This is a genomic window from Phyllobacterium calauticae, assembly GCF_019991125.1.
Taxonomy (GTDB): Bacteria; Pseudomonadota; Alphaproteobacteria; order Rhizobiales; family Rhizobiaceae; genus Phyllobacterium; species Phyllobacterium calauticae.
Genome location: NZ_JAGENB010000001.1, coordinates 1,110,964 through 1,129,613, shown reverse-complemented (window position 1 = coordinate 1,129,613; position 18,650 = coordinate 1,110,964). Strand labels below are relative to the sequence as shown.

At 61.3% G+C, this 18,650-nt stretch carries 19 protein-coding genes and 1 pseudogene; 16 read left to right on the top strand and 4 right to left on the bottom strand.

The features are described from left to right. Nucleotides 1-17: 17 nt before the first annotated feature. The 3 genes from J1W56_RS05660 (at nt 18) to J1W56_RS05650 (ending at nt 3,586) form a co-directional block, all read left to right on the top strand. Nucleotides 18-1,001 (top strand): threonine ammonia-lyase, encoded by a 984-nt coding sequence (locus J1W56_RS05660; RefSeq protein ID WP_223612425.1) that lies wholly within the window; start codon nt 18-20, stop codon nt 999-1,001. 219 nt (nt 1,002-1,220) lie between these two features. After that, entirely contained in the window at nt 1,221-2,585 is a 1,365-nt protein-coding gene (locus J1W56_RS05655) for a cytochrome ubiquinol oxidase subunit I (RefSeq protein ID WP_223612301.1), read from the top strand. Then, the gene (locus J1W56_RS05650; protein ID WP_223612300.1) at nt 2,582-3,586 is read left to right on the top strand and encodes a cytochrome d ubiquinol oxidase subunit II; all 1,005 of its coding nucleotides are present in this window, start codon (nt 2,582-2,584) and stop codon (nt 3,584-3,586) included. The genes J1W56_RS05655 and J1W56_RS05650 overlap by 4 nt, the downstream gene beginning before the upstream one ends. Here the strand turns inward: J1W56_RS05650 and J1W56_RS05645 are convergent. After that, nucleotides 3,577-5,340, bottom strand: coding sequence for a phospholipase D-like domain-containing protein (locus tag J1W56_RS05645; RefSeq protein ID WP_223612299.1), 1,764 nt, complete (start codon nt 5,338-5,340; stop codon nt 3,577-3,579). The two genes, J1W56_RS05650 and J1W56_RS05645, sit on opposite strands and share 10 nt — an antisense overlap. 126 nt (nt 5,341-5,466) lie before the next feature. Between J1W56_RS05645 and lepA the strand changes: the two genes are divergently transcribed. Beyond that, a complete protein-coding gene (gene lepA / locus J1W56_RS05640) occupies nt 5,467-7,275 on the top strand; it encodes a translation elongation factor 4 (protein WP_223612298.1) in 1,809 nt (602 codons plus the stop codon). Nucleotides 7,276-7,281: 6 nt separating this feature from the next. After that, a complete protein-coding gene (locus J1W56_RS05635; RefSeq protein ID WP_223612297.1) occupies nt 7,282-7,473 on the top strand; it encodes a hypothetical protein in 192 nt (63 codons plus the stop codon). Between the two features lie 8 nt (nt 7,474-7,481). Here J1W56_RS05635 and J1W56_RS05630 read toward each other — a convergent pair whose 3' ends face one another. Then, nucleotides 7,482-7,880 (bottom strand): DUF1801 domain-containing protein, encoded by a 399-nt coding sequence (locus J1W56_RS05630; protein ID WP_223612296.1) that lies wholly within the window; start codon nt 7,878-7,880, stop codon nt 7,482-7,484. 115 nt (nt 7,881-7,995) lie between these two features. Between J1W56_RS05630 and J1W56_RS05625 the strand changes: the two genes are divergently transcribed. Further along, nucleotides 7,996-8,160 (top strand): hypothetical protein, encoded by a 165-nt coding sequence (locus tag J1W56_RS05625; RefSeq protein ID WP_223612295.1) that lies wholly within the window; start codon nt 7,996-7,998, stop codon nt 8,158-8,160. A gap of 29 nt (nt 8,161-8,189) precedes the next feature. On the opposite strand, the gene J1W56_RS05620 is transcribed toward J1W56_RS05625, so the two are convergent. Beyond that, nucleotides 8,190-8,522 (bottom strand): helix-turn-helix domain-containing protein, encoded by a 333-nt coding sequence (locus J1W56_RS05620; RefSeq protein WP_223612294.1) that lies wholly within the window; start codon nt 8,520-8,522, stop codon nt 8,190-8,192. Nucleotides 8,523-8,601: 79 nt separating this feature from the next. Here J1W56_RS05620 and J1W56_RS05615 point away from each other — a divergent pair, with 79 nt between their 5' ends. Beyond that, nucleotides 8,602-8,886 (top strand): hypothetical protein, encoded by a 285-nt coding sequence (locus tag J1W56_RS05615; RefSeq protein ID WP_223612293.1) that lies wholly within the window; start codon nt 8,602-8,604, stop codon nt 8,884-8,886. A 29-nt stretch (nt 8,887-8,915) separates the two neighbouring features. Here J1W56_RS05615 and J1W56_RS05610 read toward each other — a convergent pair whose 3' ends face one another. Then, nucleotides 8,916-9,392 (bottom strand): hypothetical protein, encoded by a 477-nt coding sequence (locus tag J1W56_RS05610; RefSeq protein ID WP_223612292.1) that lies wholly within the window; start codon nt 9,390-9,392, stop codon nt 8,916-8,918. A gap of 493 nt (nt 9,393-9,885) precedes the next feature. Here J1W56_RS05610 and J1W56_RS05605 point away from each other — a divergent pair. The 9 genes and pseudogenes from J1W56_RS05605 to J1W56_RS05565 form a co-directional block, all read left to right on the top strand. Beyond that, nucleotides 9,886-10,158: pseudogene (locus tag J1W56_RS05605) on the top strand (SelT/SelW/SelH family protein); the annotation flags it as partial. 176 nt (nt 10,159-10,334) lie between these two features. After that, nucleotides 10,335-11,291, top strand: a complete 957-nt coding sequence (locus J1W56_RS05600) for a sugar-binding transcriptional regulator (protein ID WP_223612291.1) — start codon at nt 10,335-10,337, stop codon at nt 11,289-11,291. 134 nt (nt 11,292-11,425) lie between these two features. Beyond that, the gene (locus tag J1W56_RS05595; protein WP_223612290.1) at nt 11,426-12,736 is read left to right on the top strand and encodes an ABC transporter substrate-binding protein; all 1,311 of its coding nucleotides are present in this window, start codon (nt 11,426-11,428) and stop codon (nt 12,734-12,736) included. 101 nt (nt 12,737-12,837) lie between these two features. Beyond that, complete coding sequence (locus tag J1W56_RS05590) at nt 12,838-13,710, top strand: carbohydrate ABC transporter permease (protein ID WP_223612289.1); 873 nt, start codon at nt 12,838-12,840, stop codon at nt 13,708-13,710. 4 nt (nt 13,711-13,714) lie between these two features. After that, nucleotides 13,715-14,545, top strand: a complete 831-nt coding sequence (locus J1W56_RS05585) for a carbohydrate ABC transporter permease (RefSeq protein WP_223612288.1) — start codon at nt 13,715-13,717, stop codon at nt 14,543-14,545. A 42-nt stretch (nt 14,546-14,587) separates the two neighbouring features. Next, nucleotides 14,588-15,586, top strand: a complete 999-nt coding sequence (locus tag J1W56_RS05580; protein ID WP_223612287.1) for an ABC transporter ATP-binding protein — start codon at nt 14,588-14,590, stop codon at nt 15,584-15,586. A 1-nt stretch (nt 15,587) separates the two neighbouring features. Next, the gene (locus J1W56_RS05575; protein ID WP_223612286.1) at nt 15,588-16,364 is read left to right on the top strand and encodes an L-iditol 2-dehydrogenase; all 777 of its coding nucleotides are present in this window, start codon (nt 15,588-15,590) and stop codon (nt 16,362-16,364) included. Nucleotides 16,365-16,439: 75 nt separating this feature from the next. Next, nucleotides 16,440-17,918: a mannitol dehydrogenase family protein gene (locus J1W56_RS05570; RefSeq protein WP_223612285.1), complete on the top strand. Its 1,479-nt coding sequence runs from the start codon at nt 16,440-16,442 to the stop codon at nt 17,916-17,918. 4 nt (nt 17,919-17,922) lie between these two features. Further along, entirely contained in the window at nt 17,923-18,609 is a 687-nt protein-coding gene (locus J1W56_RS05565; RefSeq protein ID WP_223612284.1) for an HAD family hydrolase, read from the top strand. The last annotated feature ends 41 nt before the right edge of the window (nt 18,610-18,650 follow it).

The following is an 18,650-nucleotide window of genomic DNA, read 5'->3' as shown; positions in this document are numbered from 1 at the left end:
CAGCAGCCGAGGACATGATGAACGCGTTCGCCATTGCCAATACCGATATCGTCGATGCCGCCATCCGGCTCAAAGGCCAGCTTGTCACCACCCGGCTGATCGAGTCGGAGGCGCTCAATGCCAAATATGGTGCACGCATCCTGTTCAAGCCGGAATGCCTGCAGCGGACCGGTTCGTTCAAGTTCCGCGGCGCCTACAATCGCATCAGCCAGATGACGGCGGACGAGCGCACGCGCGGCATCGTCGCCTTTTCCTCCGGCAACCATGCGCAGGGCGTGGCAAGCTCCGCCCAGCTTTTCGGCATCAAGGCTGTCATCATCATGCCATCCGATGCACCGCAGTTGAAAATTGCCAATACGAGATCCTATGGCGCTGACGTCGTGCTCTATGACCGTTACAAGCAGAGTCGGGAGGAGATCGCGGCTGAGTATATTAACGGGCGCGGCATGATCCTGGTGCCGCCCTATGACGATCCTGCGATCATGGCCGGGCAGGGCACGATCGGCATCGAGCTGATCGACGAGGCGGAGGAACGCGGCATCGTCTTCGACGACCTGTTCGTGCCGAGCGGCGGCGGCGGGCTGATCAGCGGCATTTCCGTTGCCGTCAAGGCGCGTTCCCCGCACACCCGCATCTGGGGTGTCGAGCCCGATCATTTCGACGATCTGCGCCGGTCGCTGGTGGCCGGCAGGCAGATTGCCAACGAGCCGGGCTACCGCTCGATCTGCGATGCGATCCTGACCCAGCAGCCGGGTGACCTGACCTTCCCGATCAACAAGCAGAACCTGGCGGGCGGCGTCGCGGTTTCCGATAAAGCGGTTGCCGCTGCGATGCGCGATGCGGCGACCTATCTCAAGGTGATTGTCGAGCCCGGCGGCTGCGTCGGCCTTGCCGGCGTGGCGGCACGGGCGGATGAGCTGCAGGGCAAGACGGTTGCCGTGGTCCTGTCAGGCGGCAATGTGGACCTGGATATCTATGGCGGGCTGATCGCCGCGGCATAGGGGCAGGGCTGAATCTGCATGGCAATTGTGCGTGGTTCGACAAGCTCACCATGAGGGATGTGGTTTGGCTGCAAGCCAATCGCCAGCGTTGCTAAATCGGGCTCCCTGCGATCCTCGCCCTCCCTCATGATGAGCTTGTCGAACCACGCACGCGACAGCATGTCTACTTCTCACGCCGTCCGTTCGGGTGACATATGTCCGCAGCGAAAGGACGCCGTCATGGATCCGTTCATTCTGTCGAGAATACAATTCGCTGCGAATATCTCGTTCCATATCCTGTTCCCGACGATCACCATCGCGCTCGGCTGGGTGCTTTTGTATTTCAAGCTGCGCTATCGCCGGTCCAGCGACGAAGGCTGGATGAAGGCCTACCATTTCTGGGTCAAGGTTTTCGCCCTGTCCTTCGCCTTTGGCGTGGTGTCGGGCGTGACCATGAGCTTCCAGTTCGGCACCAACTGGCCGGGCTACATGCAAACGGTCGGCAATATTGCCGGGCCGCTGCTGGCCTATGAAATTCTCACCGCGTTCTTTCTGGAAGCAGCCTTTCTCGGCATCATGCTGTTCGGGTTCCGCCGCGTGTCCAATCGTATCCATACGCTGGCAACCCTGCTTGTCGCCTTCGGCACGACGGTGTCGGCATTCTGGATCATTGCGCTGAATTCCTGGATGCAGACGCCCGATGGTTTCGAGATGCGCGGCGGCAAGGCCTTTGCCACCGATTGGGCCGCCATCATCTTCAACCCGTCCATGCCCTACCGGCTTGTGCACATGCTGCTGGCATCGGGGCTCACCATATCCTTTCTGATCTCAGGCCTGTCTGCCCTGCGCTGGCTACTGGGCGACCGCAGCGATGCCATGGGCAAAGCCCTGCGCACCGGCGTTTATCTCGCCGCGGTGCTCATCCCGGTGCAGATCGTCGCGGGCGATCAGCATGGGCTGAACACGCTGGCGCATCAGCCGCAGAAGATCGCGGCGATCGAAGCCAACTGGCAAACCCGCTCCCATGCGCCGCTGCTGCTGTTTGCCGTGCCTGACGAGACGACACGCGAAAATCGTTTCGAGGTCGCCGTGCCGGATGGTGCCAGCCTGATCCTGCGGCACGACGCTGCCGGTGCCGTACCCGGCCTCGACCAGTTCGCGGGTAATCACCCGCCGGTTCTGCCGCTGTTTTTCGCCTTCCGCATCATGGTCGGCACCGGCGTCCTGATGCTGCTGGTGTCGTGGACAGCCGCGTGGATGCTGTGGCGGCGCAGCACGCTCACGCGGCCGCTTGCGCTCGTGCTGGTGCCCATGGCTCTGTCCGGCTGGGTGGCAACGCTGGCCGGCTGGTACACGGCGGAAATCGGCCGCCAGCCCTGGCTGGTCAACGGCGTGCTCAAAGCGGCGGACGCGCTCGGGCCGGTGCCCGCCGGTACGGTCGCCGCGTCGCTTGCGGCCTATCTCATTGTCTATACCATGCTGCTGCTGGCATATATCGGCGTGATCCTGCGGCTGACGGTCAAGGCCGCCCGTGAGGGCGACCGGCAGCCGGAACCGGGCGTCGAAGACCAGCCGCTGGGCCAGCCGGTGCGGGGAAGCGGATGACCTTTGATCCCGCCATCCTCCTTCCCCTCATTTTTGCCGGGCTGATGGGCCTGTCGATCCTGGTCTATGTCATCCTCGATGGCTTTGATCTCGGCGTCGGCATTCTTTTCGCCGCAACGGACGATGCGGAGCGCGACACCATGGTTGCCGCCATCGGCCCGTTCTGGGATGCCAATGAAACCTGGCTGGTCCTCGCCATCGGCCTGCTGCTGGTGGCCTTTCCCGCGGCGCATGGCGTCGTGCTGCCGGCGCTGTATGTCCCCGTCACCGTCATGCTGATCAGCCTGATCCTGCGCGGTGTCGCCTTCGATTTTCGCGCCAAGGTTGATCTGCATGTGAAGCCGCGCTGGAATTTCGTCTTCGCCGTCGGCTCGATCACCGCTTCCATGGCGCAGGGCTACATGCTCGGCGTCTATGTGCTGGGGCTTGACCAGTCAGCGGCCTGCATCCTGTTCGGCCTGCTGGTCGGTCTTTGCCTCACCGCGTCTTACGCCGCCATCGGCGCCGCATGGATCATCCACAAGACCGAGGGCGCCTTGCAGCACAAGGCCGTCCTCCTGATGCGCCGGTCGCTGGTCTTTGCCGCGCTCGGCATGGTTGCGATTTCGCTGGCGACGCCCTTGGCCAGTCCGCGCATTTTCGCCAAATGGTTTGTGCTGCCGCAGATGATCCTGCTCGCGCCGCTGCCACTGGTCACTGCCGCGCTCTTTGCCGCACTCTGGGCCGTGCTTGCCAGGCTGCCCGCTGCCAATGACCGCTATTCGGCGCTGCCGTTCATGCTGATGGCGGGTATTTTCACCCTCGGCTTTGCCGGGCTCGCCTATTCCTTCTATCCCTATGTGGTGCCGGAGCGGCTGACGATTTTCGCCGCCGCCAGCGCGCCGGAAAGCCTTGGCATCATCCTCGTCGGCGTCATCGTCGTGCTGCCTGCCATCGTCGGCTATTCCATCTTCGCCTACCGGGTGTTCGGCGGCAAGGCGCACGACCTGCGCTACGACTGACGCGAAAAGGTCAGCCGGTCGCGCTCGCGCTGGCTTCCCGCCACGTAGAACTTGTCGAACCACGCGGTGCTTTCGCCCGAGATCGCCTTGGGTTTCTTCAGGGTGATCTGTTTCGGTAGCGCGGCGATTTCCACCTGCATGCGGTTGCGGAAGTTCAGGTGGTCGAACATGCGCAGCGCCTCGATGGCAAAGGCCGTCGCCACCCGCTGATCCTCGATGATGACGAGATGATCGCCATTGCCGGTCTCGCCGGAGGGCGAAAAATTGCTCGATCCGGTGAACACCTTGGCCGTCGGCTTGTCGAAATCCACCACGGCGAACTTGTGGTGAATATTGATGCCGCTGCCGCCGGACCATTCGCTCTTGAACGGCTCCGGTGCATTCTTGGCCAGATAGGCGAAATCGACAAGGCCGTTCTCGCCGCTCGGCTTCTGGATTTCCATCCCGCTCTTCTTGTCCACCACGCCATAGCTGAACAGCGGCTTCTTGATCAGACGGTCCAGCGCCTCGCGCACCGGGCCGGATTTGGTCTGGTTCATGAAGGCGAAGGAATAGAACACCGAGGATGTCGCCTGGTCGATGGCGCCGCCCACCGGCCGCAGCGATAGCTCCGATGTCTTGTGCGGCGAAAAACAGACATGCACCGCCGGGCGGCCTTCGCGTTTTACCGAATGCCAGACTTTCGAAAACGGGTCTTTCTGGAAATTGGCCATGTCAGTGAAGGCCAGCGTGAACATCTGCGCGAACAGGCCCGCCACCGCCTCGTCATCGAAGATGAACAGGTTGTTGGCCTGGATGTAGAAGCCGCGGAACGAAAAATTCATCGAGCCGCCCAGCACCCGCACCGGCACGCCGTTGCGTTTGGCGATCAGCACCTTGTTGTGCTGCAGCCCGCGAAAATGCCCGCGTTTGACCCGGTCCGCCCCGGCGCTGGCAACAAGCCGCGCCGCCGCCTGGGTTTCCGCACTGTCCGGCGCGCCATGCCCGCTTTTTAGTCCGCCGGTCTTCTTGTCCGCCACGCCGGAATCATCGACGATCACCCGCAGGCGGCTGCCGAGCTTTTCCAGCTGTGCCAGAAAATCCGGCTCATTCAGGTCGTAGGCCAGCGCGTCGACCTCGATGGTCGGGTCCTTCACCGCCCAGTCGAGGAAGCCGAACAGCAGCCGGTGCGCCTCGAACCCCAGCCAGTCATAGATACCCGTCTTGGCGATTGCGGCTTTCCTGGCCGCAAAGGCGAGGCCGTCATCCGCATTGGCGGGGATGATGTCATTGGTCAGGTGCAGCCGCTTCTTCTTGTCCTCGAAAGCCTGCGACGAGGCAAAGTTGCGGGTAAAGCCGATATCGAGAAAGCCGTCATAGGTGACGCTGTCATAGCGGATCGGCAGCTCGATCATGGTGCCGCGCACCAGCTTGCCGTCCTGCGGCATGTGCATCTTGGTGATGCGGTAGGTGTAGATGCCGTCCTGCGGCTCATAGGGAAAATGCACCCAGCGGAACATCTGCAGCGGCGCTTCGGTGGTGGGGAACTTGACCCCGCCGGTGACCGCGTTCTTGGCGGGCTCGCCGTAGTCGAAGGCGATGCGGTTGCGTAGGTTCAAAAATGTGTCGCCCTTCGGCTCTTTGTACTCCACCGCGAAACCGACAAAATCATCCTCCGGCGCATCCACGTCGAAGCCCAGCAGGCACATATACTCGCCCCGCCAGAGTTTGACCCGGAAACCATCCGTCTCTTTGAAATTGAAGAATTCGTCCATCATCACATCCCCTGTGTGTGGCGCAGGGGCAAAATATAGCACAGACGATGCAATCTTGTGACGGTCCGGGCGGGCGGATTGCATTTCCCGCTTTGCGTTTTGCCTGTTCACTGCTAAATCGCGCGCATGAGCACTCCACTTGACCACATCCGTAATTTTTCCATCGTCGCCCATATCGACCATGGCAAATCCACCCTTGCCGACCGCCTGATCCAGCAGACAGGCGGGCTCGAGCTGCGCGACATGAAGGAACAGGTGCTCGACTCGATGGATATCGAGCGCGAGCGCGGCATCACCATCAAGGCGCAGACCGTCCGGCTGAACTACAAGGCCAACAACGGCGAGACCTATGTTCTCAACCTGATTGATACGCCCGGCCACGTCGACTTTGCCTATGAGGTGTCGCGGTCCCTGTCGGCCTGCGAAGGTTCACTGCTCGTCGTCGACGCCTCGCAGGGCGTCGAAGCGCAGACCCTCGCCAATGTCTATCAGGCCATCGACAACAACCACGAGATCGTCGTGGTGCTGAACAAGGTCGATCTGCCGGCCGCCGAACCCGAACGCATCCGCGAACAGGTCGAGGAAGTCATCGGCATCGATGCCAGCCAGGCCGTGCTGATTTCCGCCAAGACCGGCCTCGGCATTCCCGATGTTCTGGAAGCCATCGTCAACCAGCTGCCGCCGCCGCGTGAAGGCGACCGCACCAAGCCGCTGAAGGCCATGCTGGTCGACAGCTGGTACGACAGCTATCTCGGCGTTATCGTTCTCGTGCGCATCATCGATGGCGTTTTGAAAAAGGGCCAGACCATCCGCATGATGGGCACAGGCGCCAAATATCCGGTCGAGCGCACCGGCGTGTTCACGCCGAAGATGCTGGCCGTGGATGAGCTTGGACCGGGCGAATTCGGCTTCATCACCGCCTCGATCAAGGAAGTCGCCGACACCCGCGTCGGCGATACCATCACCGAGGACAAGCGCCCGACCGATTCCATCCTGCCCGGTTTCAAGCCGGCGCAGCCGGTGGTTTTCTGCGGTCTCTTCCCGGTCGATGCAGCTGATTTCGAGGATTTGCGCGCCGCTATGGGCCGCCTGCGCCTCAACGACGCCTCGTTCTCCTTCGAAATGGAAAGCTCCGCCGCGCTGGGTTTCGGTTTCCGCTGCGGCTTCCTCGGGCTCTTGCATCTCGAAATCATCCAGGAGCGGCTGGAGCGTGAGTTCAACCTCGATCTCATCGCCACCGCCCCGAGCGTTGTCTACAAGCTCAACATGACCGACGGCACGCAGAAGGAGTTGCACAACCCCGCTGACATGCCCGAGGTGATGAAGATCGCCACCATCGAGGAACCGTGGATCCGCGCGACGATCCTCACCCCCGATGATTATCTCGGCTCCATCCTGAAACTCTGCCAGGACCGCCGCGGCATCCAGATCGATCTCAACTATGTCGGCAAGCGCGCCATGGTCACCTATGACCTGCCGCTCAACGAAGTCGTGTTCGATTTCTACGACCGGTTGAAGTCGATCAGCCAGGGCTATGCCTCCTTCGACTATCACCTCTCGGATTACCGCGAGGGCAATCTGGTCAAGATGTCGGTGCTGGTCAACGGCGAGCCGGTCGATGCGCTGTCGATGATGGTGCACCGCGCCGCCGCGGAAAAGCGCGGCCGCGACCTCTGCGAAAAGCTGAAGGATCTGATCCCCAAGCACATGTTCAAGATCCCGATCCAGGCGGCCATCGGCGGCACGGTGATCGCGCGTGAAACCATCTCGGCCCTGCGCAAGGACGTGACGGCAAAATGCTATGGCGGCGACGTCTCGCGTAAGCGCAAGCTTCTGGAAAAGCAGAAGGAAGGCAAGAAGCGCATGCGGCAGTTCGGCAAGGTCGAAATCCCGCAGGAAGCCTTCATCCAGGCGCTGAAGATGAGCGATAACTGAGGCTTGATGCAAGCCGGTTTTCCCCGCGCCCTGGCGCGGAAGCTCGCCTTTGCTGGCATTCTGGCCTGCGCGGCCGCCTGCACCACGGCGCGGCCGCTGGTGCCGTCGGCGCCTGTCCTGCAGGCGGACAAGCCGGAACCGCTGCCGCCGGAGATCAAGCCGCTGACGGTCGAGCAGGCCGAGCAGGTAGGTCGCTGACCGCCTGATTACTTGCGCGGCTTGGCGGTGTTCAGCGCGACGGCGGCGCGGATGAGCGCCTTGAAGGCTTCCTCATCGATGACATCGCCCTCGTGCAGATCGATGGCGCGCCGGGCATTGCCCTCGAGGCTGGAATTGAACAGCTTTGCCGGATCGGCGAGTGCCGCACCCTTGAGAAAGGTCAGCTTCACCGCGCTCTTGTAGGTCTCGCCTGTGCAGATGATGCCGGCATGTTCCCAGACCGGCACCCCGCGCCACTTCACCTCTTCCACCACCTCGGGGTCGGCCTGCCGGATGAGCGCCCGCACATGCGCCAGCATCGGGCCGCGCCAGTCGCTGAGTTCTTTGATCCGCGCATCGATCAGCGCGGCGGGGTTTTCGGTCTTGGTTGTTGCCGTCTTGTCCATCGTCTTGGCGTTTCCCTTTATGTCGACATACCACCCATGCGCATATTGCACTGCACAATCCGGGCGTGTGGATTTATCCTTGGGGTAACACTACATCGACACGGGTTACACACCAATGAGCTTCATCTTCGATTTCACCGCGCGCGGACGCCGCCGCAAGGACCAGGATTTCCGCAACGCCATGGCGCTCCTCAACGCCATGAGCCCGGCCGACCGCGCCGATATCGGCATCAAGCAGGCGGATTTCACCCGCATCGCCCGGGAAATGTCCCGCCGCTGAATTTGTATGCGGCGGGGAGGACGCTGGCCTCAGCCCCCGCCCGCATGGCGCTTGCTCGCCAGTGCCTCGACCATGATCGCCACGGTTTCCAGATCATCCGGTGACAGCACCCCGATGGCCGCGCGGATGCGCTGCTGCGCAATCGGCTCGGCATCGGTCTCGTCGCCGAACGACAGCAATCTGTCCGGCGTCGTCTGCAGCACTTTTGCAATACGCACGACTGTCGCAAGGTCAGGTTCACGCCTGCCGGTGACGTAATTGCTGTATCGCTTCTCACTTAAGCCAGCGCGCCGCGCCACATCCGCCTGATGAATGCCAAGCTCTTTGGTTCGGAGGCGTAGATTCGATGCAAATGATTCCATGAGAACAATTTGTTCTGGCAAAAACCACAGGTCGATCTACAATGTGACGATTTGATATCGTCTTTATGTGGATACTGCCATGTGTTTTTCCAATTGTTTTGAATGGTTCATTTTCATCATCTGCATTTCCCCGATCTGGGGCACGCTGCTCTTCCATGCATGGGAAGCATCGATCAAGCCGTGGCTGGTTCCGAGGGATGAAATCACTGATATGGCGGACGCGCTTGTTGCCAGGCATGGCGCGTTTGCCGGGTATCAGGCCTGGATCGAGGAGGACTATGCATGGCGGCGTGGCGACATGGTGCGGCAGGGCGTCTGGCGCCGTGTGCGGCGGGAGCTGCGGCGGCGGGGCAGAGGGGGGTGAGGACACGATGCAATCTCAGCACAGCAGCATCACACCCGGGTGAACCGCATCATCCAGTTGGTTTCCCAGGTTTCGCCGCCATCGCGGGAAAACGCCTGTTCCCAGCATGGGGTGTGCTGGCAGGGTTCCCAGAGAAACCGCACGCGCACCGGCCTGCCCTCGTCGGTGTCATCGCCGTAGAACAGGCCTTCATCCTGGTCGAACCGGCCGATAACAGGCGCAAACAGGCGGTTGCTCCGGCTGTCCGCCCAGTGCAGCGACCACGAGCCGTCGCGCGGGTTGAACAGGCGCAGCGTGATCCCGGCAAAGCCCTTGGCCGGAATGTCCATCTCTTCCAGATTGGCCGTGTCCTGCAGCAGCTTGCGCACGCGCGACGTGGCGGGAAATTCATCCCAGTCGTCGCAACCGGCAAAACGCTGTTTCAGCCGCAGATTGCGGATGGTCCAGTCGCCGATGAGAAAATCGAAATCCGCCGCGCTGCCGGTCGTCTGTTCCCTGCCGTCCATGATGCCCTCCCTCGCGCCTGTCTTCCGGGCGCGCGGTATAGCGCAGGGCTGCTGACAACCTTCTGTCAGGAGCGACCGTTGCCACGCCCGCTTTTGCGTCTGGCTGTTGAAAGAGGAGAATGACGGGCGGTCCTGGGAACGCGGGTCTAGGGGTAGTCCGTATGCGATGCTTGCGATCCAAGGACCACCCGCCCCGGCGTTTTCAAGTTTTTGCTCAATGTTCCACCACCGAGCCAAACCTCCCCAGCCGCACAGGTTTTCCTCCCTGCAGGGCCGAAGCGCCGATCCTTTCCCGACTTTCGAAAGTTTCCGGAAGCATTCCCGCCGGAAAGGACACGAGAAGGATAAGCGCGGATGGGACGTGTTGGATAAGTTTCAGCCCAATTATTTTTCACCCCCCTCTGGGCTGCCGGACAGAGGGGGGTGAAACCTATCCAACAGCATCCCAACACAGCAGCTTACATCCCGATGCGGAAATGCTAAGAAGCTCGGCATGACAACGAAACCGCGCATCACCATCCTTTACTGCACCCAATGCAGCTGGCTCCTCCGCTCCGCCTGGATGGCGCAGGAACTGCTGTCCAGCTTTGGCGCCGATCTCGGCGAGGTGGCCCTGATCCCCGGCACCGGCGGCGTGTTCGAAATCCGCGTCGAGGGCGATCTGATCTGGGAGCGCAAGCGCGATGGCGGTTTCCCTGAAGCCAAGGTGCTCAAGCAGAAGGTGCGCGACATCGTCTGGCCCGAGCGCGATCTCGGCCATTCCGACGGGCACAAGGCCGTGGGAGGTCCGGCCAGCAACGAGCGGAGCGAGGCGCTTAAGGGCGGGGCAGACAATGGGGTCCCCGCCAGCAACGAGCGGAGCGAGGCGCTTAAGGGCGGGGCAGACAATGGGGTCCCCGCCAGCAACGAGCGGAGCGAGGCGCTTAAGGGCGGGGCAGATAATTGAGTAAGCCCGAGATTACCACATCAAGGCTGGACGATGCGGCGCGGGCCGGCTGGCTCTATTACGTCGCCGGCAACACACAGGATGAGATTGCGGCCAAACTCGGTATTTCGCGCCAGTCGGCGCAGCGCATGGTGTCGCTGGCCGTGTCGGAAGGGCTGGTCAAGGTGCGCCTCGACCATCCCATCGCCCACTGTCTTGACCTTGCCGCGCAGTTGAAAAAGCGCTTCGACCTCAAGATGGTGGAAGTGGTGCCGACCGATCCGGGCTCGACCTCGACCACGCTCGGCGTGGCCGATGCGGCGGCGGATGAAATGACCCGCTGGCTGAAATCCGAGGCGCCGATCGTCCTCGGCATCGGCACGGGACGCACGCTGAAGGCCGCCATCGAACGGCTGTCACCCATTGAGTGTCCCCAACATAAGGTTGTATCGCTTACCGGCAATATTTCGCCGGATGGTTCAGCCGCGTATTACAACGTCATTTTCAATATCGCCGACAAGATCAAGGCGCGCTCCTTCCCGATGCCGCTGCCTGTTATCGCCTCCTCGCCGGAGGAGCGCGAGCTGCTGCACGCGCAGGCCATGATCCGTCCGGTGCTGGAATTGTCGGCGCAGGCCAATGTCGCCTTTCTCGGCATCGGCGACCTTGAGGACGATGCGCCGCTCTTCGTCGACGGCTTCATTTCGCGCGATGAACTCCTGGCTTTGCGCCGGGCCGGCGCGGTGTGCGAGATCGTCGGGCGGGCGTTCGACCGCAATGGCGTGCCCATCGAGGGCCTCACCAATGACCGCGTGGCCAGTGCGCACATCCCCTCGCGCGAGACGGCGACGGTGATCGCCATCGCCATGGGCGCCAAGAAGCTGCCCGGTATTGTCGCTGCGATTAAAGGCAGTCTTATCAATGGCTTGATTACGGACGAACAGACCGCCGAAGCACTCCTCCGTCCCGCCTGATTTCCACCGTTTTGCTGGAAGCGAAGGTTTGATGCTGCAGCGCAGCATCGATTGCCTCTTGACTTGTTTCGGGATTGTGTGAGTATTTGCCCATAAGACAAGCAATTGCTCATAACATTCACGGGAGGAATGAGATGTTAACGAGAACGCTTCTGCTCGGCGCTGCGTCAGTTCTGGCCATGGCGAGTTTCGCCAATGCCGAAACGCTGACCATTGCCACGGTCAACAATGGCGACATGGTTCGCATGCAGAAATTGACCGACGACTTCACCAAGAAAAATCCCGACATCAAGCTGGAATGGGTCACGCTCGAAGAAAACGTGCTGCGCCAGCGTGTCACCACCGATATCGCCACCAAAGGCGGCCAGTACGACATCATGACCATCGGCACCTATGAAGTGCCGATCTGGGCCAAGCAGGGCTGGCTCCTGCCGCTCGACGGCCTTGCCAAGGATTACAGCAAGGACGACCTCCTGCCGGCGATCCGCGATGCGGTTTCGGTTGACGGCAAGCTCTACGCCTCGCCGTTCTACGGCGAAAGCGCCATGGTCATGTACCGCAAGGACCTGGCTGAAAAGGCCGGTGTGACCATTCCGGAAAAGCCGACCTGGGACCAGATCGCCGAAGCGGCGAAGAAGATGACCGACAAGTCCACCGAGACCTACGGCATCTGCCTGCGCGGCAAGGCCGGCTGGGGCGAGAACATGGCGCTGCTGACGGCCACCGCCAATTCGTTCGGCGCGCGCTGGTTCGATGAAAAGTGGCATCCGCAGTTCGACCAGCCGGAATGGAAGCATGCGCTGAAGTTCTATGTCGACCTGATGAAGGAAGCCGGACCTCCCGGTGCATCCTCCAACGGCTTCAATGAAAACCTCGCGCTGTTCCAGACCGGCAAGTGCGGCATCTGGATCGATGCGACGGTGGCCGCGTCCTTCGTGACCAACCCGAAGGAATCCAAGGTTGCCGACAAGGTGGGCTATGCGCTCTTCCCGACCGGCGGCGTTGAAAACCACGGCAACTGGCTGTGGGCCTGGAACCTCGGCGTTCCCGCCGGCACCAAGAAGGCGGAAGCCGCGCAGAAGTTCATCTCCTGGGCGACCGACAAGGCCTATACGGAACTCGTTGCATCCAAGGAAGGCTGGGCCAACGTTCCTCCGGGCACGCGCACCTCGCTCTATGCCAATGCCGAGTACCAGAAGGCCGCGCCTTTCGCCAAGATCACGCTCGATGCGATGACCGCCGCGAACACCAGCAAGCCGACCATCAAGCCGGTGCCCTATACGGGCGGCCAGTTCGTCGCCATCCCTGAATTCCAGGGCATCGGCACCGCCGTGGGCCAGCAGTTCTCCGCTGCGCTCGCCGGTTCGATGAGTGTCGACCAGGCCCTGCAGGGTGCCCAGGCGCTGACCACCCGCGAGATGACAAAGGGCGGCTACATCAAGTAGAATCCTCCTGGCTCCGGACGGCTTCCGACGCGAATGTCGGATGCCGCCCGGGCCTCCTTTTGCATTATCGTTTTTGATAATTATCGTATCGGAACCTGACCATGGCTACGCTTCAGACACGTGCAACGGCCCGTATCATGATGTCGCCCGCCGTCATCCTGCTCTTCGTGTGGATGATCGTGCCGCTTGTCATGACGCTGTACTTCTCGTTCCTGCGCTACAACTTGCTGATGCCGGGGACCGAGGAATATATCGGCTTTCTCAACTACCAGTATTTTCTGACCGATCCCGCCTTCTTCACCGCGCTTGCCAATACACTCATTCTGGTTGGCGGGACGCTGCTCATCACCGTCATCGGCGGCATTCTTCTGGCGCTGGTGCTGGATCAGCCGTTCTTCGGCCAGGGCATCGTGCGGCTCTTGGTCATCGCGCCGTTCTTCGTCATGCCGACGGTATCGGCGCTGGTGTGGAAGAACATGTTGATGCATCCGGTCAACGGCCTGTTCGCCTGGATTGCCCGCCTGTTCGGCTTCCAGCCGATCGACTGGTTCGCGCAGATGCCGCTGTTTTCGATCATCCTCATCGTCGCCTGGCAATGGCTGCCCTTCGCCACCCTCATTCTCCTCACCGCCCTGCAATCGCTGGACGGCGAGCAGAAGGAAGCCGCCGAAATGGACGGCGCCGGGGCGATCTCGCGCTTCATCTATCTGGTGCTGCCGCATCTGTCGCGGGCGATCACCGTGGTCATCCTGATCCAGACGATCTTCCTGCTCAGCGTCTTCGCCGAAATTCTGGTGACGACCAATGGCGGGCCGGGCATCCAGACGACCAACATCACCTATCTCATCTACATGCAGGCATTGCTGCAGTTCGACGTGGGCGGCGCATCCGCCGGCGGTATCGTCGCGGTGGTCCTTGCCAATATCGTCGCCTTCTTCCTCATTCGCCTCATCGGCAAAAATTTAGAGAGGTAGGATCATGGCCCGCGCAACCACGACACGCAGCAAAGTCATCTTCACCGTCATCGGCTGGACCATCGGTTTCCTGATCTTCTTTCCGATCCTGTGGACGTTCCTGACCAGCTTCAAATCGGAGGGAGCCGCGGTGGCAACGCCGCCGCAGTTCCTGTTCTTTGACTGGACGCTGGAAAACTACCGCGAGGTGCAGAGCCGCTCCGACTACTTCAAGCATTTCACCAATTCCGTGGTGATTTCGGTGGGGTCGACCCTGATCGGCCTGGCGCTCGCCATTCCCGCCGCCTGGGCCATGGCCTTCTCGCCGACCAAGCGCACCAAGGACATCCTGATGTGGATGCTGTCCACCAAGATGATGCCGGCGGTCGGCGTACTAGTGCCGCTCTATCTGATCTTCCGCGACTGGGGCCTGCTCGATACGCGTTTCGGCCTCGTCGCTGTTCTCACCATGATCAATCTGCCGATCATCGTCTGGATGCTCTACACCTATTTCAAGGAAATTCCGGGCGAGATTCTCGAAGCGGCGCGCATGGATGGCGCGTCGCTGATGAAGGAGATCGTCTATGTGCTGACGCCCATGGCGGTTCCCGGCATCGCCTCGACCATGCTGCTCAACATCATCCTGGCATGGAACGAGGCCTTCTGGACACTGAACCTGACCGCCGCCAACGCCGCGCCGCTCACCGCCTTTATCGCATCCTACTCAAGTCCCGAGGGCTTGTTCTGGGCCAAACTCTCCGCCGCATCCACCATGGCCATTGCCCCCATCCTGATCATGGGGTGGTTCTCGCAAAAGCAGCTGGTGCGCGGCCTGACCTTCGGCGCAGTGAAATAGGTTTCAGCCTTTGGCGCAGCCAAAAGAGATGGGAAGAATATTATGGGAAGCATTACACTCGAAAAAGTATCCAAGTCATTTGGAACCACCTCGGTCATTCCGCACATCGATCTTGAAATCAACGATGGCGAGTTCGTCGTGTTTGTCGGCCCGTCCGGCTGCGGCAAGTCCACGCTGCTGCGCATGATCGCCGGTCTCGAGGATTTGAGCGGCGGGCGCATCATCATCGACGGCAAGGATATGTCGAGCGAGGCGCCGGCCAAGCGCGGCCTGTCCATGGTCTTCCAGTCCTATGCGCTCTACCCGCATATGACCGTCTACGGCAACATCGCCTTTCCCCTGAAAATGGACGGGCAGGAAAAATCCGTGATCGACAAGAAGGTCAAGGATGCCGCGCATATCCTCAACCTTACCAATTATCTCGAACGCCGTCCGGGCCAGCTTTCCGGCGGCCAGCGCCAGCGTGTTGCCATCGGCCGGGCGATCGTGCGCCAGCCGAAGGCATTCCTCTTCGACGAACCGCTGTCCAACCTGGATGCGGCGCTGCGCGGCAATATGCGGCTGGAGATCAGCGATCTGCACCACCAGCTGAAGACGACGATGATCTACGTCACCCACGACCAGGTGGAGGCGATGACCATGGCCGACAAGATCGTCGTGCTGAATGCCGGGCGCATCGAGCAGGTGGGGTCGCCCATGGAACTCTACCGCAGCCCGAAGAACGTGTTTGTCGCCGGGTTTATCGGCTCGCCGCGCATGAACCTCATCGAAGGTGCGGAAGCCGCCAAGCACAATGCGACGACCCTGGGCGTGCGCCCGGAACATATCCGCATTTCCGCAACGGAAGGTGCCTGGACGGGCAAGGTTGGCGTCACCGAACATCTCGGTTCCGACACGTTCATCCATACCCAGATCGATGGCATCGGTCAGGTGACCGTGCGCACCGACGGTGACTTTGACACGAAACACGGCCAGCCGATTTTCCTCACGCCGGATCCGGCGCGGCTGCATCGATTTGGCGCGGACGGACAGGTGATTTGACATGAGCAGACTGGCAGGCAAGACGGCATTCATTACGGGATCGGCACGCGGCATCGGCCGGGCCTTTGCGGAGGCCTATCTCAAGGAAGGCGCCGCCCATGTGGTGATTGCCGATATCGATCTGGCGCGCGCGCAGCAGACCGCGACGGAACTCGGCAAGGGCGCGCATGCGGTCAAGCTGGATGTGACGGACCAGGCTTCCATCGATGCCGCCGTCAAGGAAACCGTCGACCTGTTCGGCGGCGTCGACATCCTCGTCAACAATGCGGCGCTGTTCGATATGTCGCCGACTGTCGAGATCACCCGCGCCAGCTATGAAAAACTGTTCGCCGTGAATTTTTCCGGCACGCTGTTCACGTTGCAGGCCGTAGCCAAAACCATGATCGCACGCGGCAAGGGCGGCAAGATCATCAACATGGCGAGCCAGGCCGGCCGCCGGGGTGAAGCGCTGGTCGCCATCTACTGCGCCACCAAGGCCGCCGTCATCAGCCTGACCCAGTCCACCGGACAGGACCTGATCAAGCACAGGATCAATGTCAATGCGATTGCCCCCGGTGTTGTCGATGGCGAGCACTGGGCCGGGGTCGACGCGCTGTTTGCCAAGTATGAAAACCGGCCGCTCGGCGAGAAGAAGCGTCTGGTCGGCGAGGCGGTTCCCTATGGCCGCATGGGCACCGCGGAAGACCTGACCGGCATGGCGGTTTTCCTCGCCAGCAGCGACAGCGATTACGTGGTGGCGCAGACATACAATGTCGATGGCGGCAACTGGATGAGCTGAGCGAAAGCCCGGCTCCTGCTGCGCCCTGAAAACGGGCGCAGACGCAGCTTCATTTGAAAAAAGGGGTTAGGCCCGATGACTGTTAAACTTTCCAAAAGCGCGCTGTCGCAGCTTCCAGCCAACGTCGCTGTTCCCGGCTACAGGCAGGCCGATCTGACGGCCGGCATCATCCATTTCGGTATCGGCAATTTCCATCGCGCCCATCAGGCCGTCTATCTCGACGATCTTTTCAACGCCGGCAGCGATCATGACTGGGCGATTGTCGGCGCCGGGGTCCTGGCGTCGGACGAAACCATGCGGCAGAAACTGCGGGAACAGGACTGGCTGACCACGGTCGTCGAACAGGACAGCGGTCATCGCACCGCACGCGTGACCGCATCGATGATCGACTACCTGAAACCGAGTGAGACGGAAAACACCATTGCGCGGCTTGCCGATCCGAAAATCCGCATCGTGTCGCTGACTATCACCGAAGGCGGTTATTTCATCGATCCGGCCTCCGGCGTGTTCAACCCGCAGCATCCTGCAATTGTGGCCGACGCCGCCAATATCGGCGATCCCAGGACCGTGTTCGGCCTCATCCTCGCCGGGCTGATGCGCCGCCGCGCCGAGGGCACGGCGCCTTTCACGGTGATGTCCTGTGACAACATTCCCGGCAACGGGCACGTTACCAGCGATGCCGTCAGCGGTCTTGCGGCGCTTGTCGATGCGGATCTGGCCAAATGGGTGAAGGACAATGTCGCCTTCCCCAACAGCATGGTCGACCGCATCACCCCGGCAACCTCCGACCGCGAGCGCGGCATGCTTGCCAGCGATTTCGGCGTCGAGGACAATTGGCCGGTGTTCTGCGAACCGTTCAAGCAGTGGGTGCTCGAGGATCATTTCCCGACCGGCCGCCCGGCACTGGAAAAGGTCGGCGTCACCTTCGTGAGGGATGTTGCGCCGTACGAGCTGATGAAAATCCGCATCCTCAATGGCGGCCACGCGACCATTGCCTATCCCGCAGCGCTGATGGACATTCACTTCGTGCATGAAGCCATGGAGGAACCGCTGATCCGCGGCTTCCTCGGCAAGCTCGAACGGGAAGAGATCATTCCCGTTCTCCCGCCGGTGCCCGGCATCACCTTCGAGGAATATTACGACCTGATCGACCGGCGGTTCTCCAACCCGAAGATCGGCGATACGATCCAGCGCCTGTGCCAGGACGGGTCCAACCGCCAGCCCAAATTTATCCTGCCGACCACGGCGGACCGCTTGAAGGCGGGCAAGAGCATCACCGGTTTGTCGCTGGTTTCCGCGCTCTGGTGCCGGTTCTGCGAGGGAACAACCGATAGCGGTAAGCCGACGAATTATCTTGACGCCAACGCCGAGCGATTGAAGGTGGAAGCGGTAAAGGCCAGGAGCGATCCCAGGGCATTTCTTGCGATGAGCGATATTTTCGGCGATGTCGGTACGTCGCCCATCTTCGTCGAATCGTTCTCGCGAATTTTGAAAACCCTTTGGGACAAGGGTACGCGCGAGACCCTGACGCTTTACCTCGCAGACAAGCTCTGACGCCATGACCAAGCCCGCTCTTGTCATTTTCGATTGCGATGGTGTCCTCGTCGACAGCGAGCCGATCTCCATTGCTGTCCTGCTCGAGATGATTTCCCGAAGCGGCACGACGCTGTCCGAGGAAGAGGCCTACGAGATGTTTCTCGGGCGCAGCATGGCGACGATCAGCAAAATCCTGCATGAGGATTATGGTTTTGCCGCCAGCGCGGCCGACCTGGAGGATATGCGCGCCAATCTCTACGCACGGTTCCGTGCCGATCTGAAACCGATCCCCGGCATAGCCGAGACGCTCAATACGCTCGATCTGCCGCGTTGCGTTGCCTCGTCGAGCCAGCCCGACCGGATTCGCCTGTCGCTTAAGCTGACAGGCTTGCTCGATCTGCTGGAGCCGAATATTTTCAGCGCCACCATGGTCAAGCACGGCAAGCCGGCGCCGGACCTGTTCCTGCATGCGGCGCAGGTCATGAACACGCCGCCGGAAGACTGCGTGGTCATCGAAGACAGTCCTGCGGGCATTGAAGCCGCCAAACGGGCAGGCATGCGCGTCTTCGCCTTCACCGGTGGCACCCATGCGCGCGGCGGCCGGCTGGAAGCAGCGCTTGCGTCTCTCGAGCCAGACCTTATATTCGGCGACATGCTGGAATTGCCCGGCCTGTTGTCATCACTACAGGCCCGAACAAACGTTCACTAGTGGAACGAATTTGACATTCGCATCCCATTTGACATCACGCG

Coding starts and splice junctions, on each gene's coding strand:
- J1W56_RS05660 (WP_223612425.1), top strand. CDS start 18: ATGAACGCGTTCGCCATTGCCAATACCGATATCGTCGATGCCGCCATC.
- J1W56_RS05655 (WP_223612301.1), top strand. CDS start 1,221: ATGGATCCGTTCATTCTGTCGAGAATACAATTCGCTGCGAATATCTCG.
- J1W56_RS05650 (WP_223612300.1), top strand. CDS start 2,582: ATGACCTTTGATCCCGCCATCCTCCTTCCCCTCATTTTTGCCGGGCTG.
- J1W56_RS05645 (WP_223612299.1), bottom strand. CDS start 5,340: ATGGACGAATTCTTCAATTTCAAAGAGACGGATGGTTTCCGGGTCAAA.
- lepA (WP_223612298.1), top strand. CDS start 5,467: ATGAGCACTCCACTTGACCACATCCGTAATTTTTCCATCGTCGCCCAT.
- J1W56_RS05635 (WP_223612297.1), top strand. CDS start 7,282: ATGCAAGCCGGTTTTCCCCGCGCCCTGGCGCGGAAGCTCGCCTTTGCT.
- J1W56_RS05630 (WP_223612296.1), bottom strand. CDS start 7,880: ATGGACAAGACGGCAACAACCAAGACCGAAAACCCCGCCGCGCTGATC.
- J1W56_RS05625 (WP_223612295.1), top strand. CDS start 7,996: ATGAGCTTCATCTTCGATTTCACCGCGCGCGGACGCCGCCGCAAGGAC.
- J1W56_RS05620 (WP_223612294.1), bottom strand. CDS start 8,522: ATGGAATCATTTGCATCGAATCTACGCCTCCGAACCAAAGAGCTTGGC.
- J1W56_RS05615 (WP_223612293.1), top strand. CDS start 8,602: ATGTGTTTTTCCAATTGTTTTGAATGGTTCATTTTCATCATCTGCATT.
- J1W56_RS05610 (WP_223612292.1), bottom strand. CDS start 9,392: ATGGACGGCAGGGAACAGACGACCGGCAGCGCGGCGGATTTCGATTTT.
- J1W56_RS05595 (WP_223612290.1), top strand. CDS start 11,426: ATGTTAACGAGAACGCTTCTGCTCGGCGCTGCGTCAGTTCTGGCCATG.
- J1W56_RS05590 (WP_223612289.1), top strand. CDS start 12,838: ATGGCTACGCTTCAGACACGTGCAACGGCCCGTATCATGATGTCGCCC.
- J1W56_RS05585 (WP_223612288.1), top strand. CDS start 13,715: ATGGCCCGCGCAACCACGACACGCAGCAAAGTCATCTTCACCGTCATC.
- J1W56_RS05580 (WP_223612287.1), top strand. CDS start 14,588: ATGGGAAGCATTACACTCGAAAAAGTATCCAAGTCATTTGGAACCACC.
- J1W56_RS05575 (WP_223612286.1), top strand. CDS start 15,588: ATGAGCAGACTGGCAGGCAAGACGGCATTCATTACGGGATCGGCACGC.
- J1W56_RS05570 (WP_223612285.1), top strand. CDS start 16,440: ATGACTGTTAAACTTTCCAAAAGCGCGCTGTCGCAGCTTCCAGCCAAC.
- J1W56_RS05565 (WP_223612284.1), top strand. CDS start 17,923: ATGACCAAGCCCGCTCTTGTCATTTTCGATTGCGATGGTGTCCTCGTC.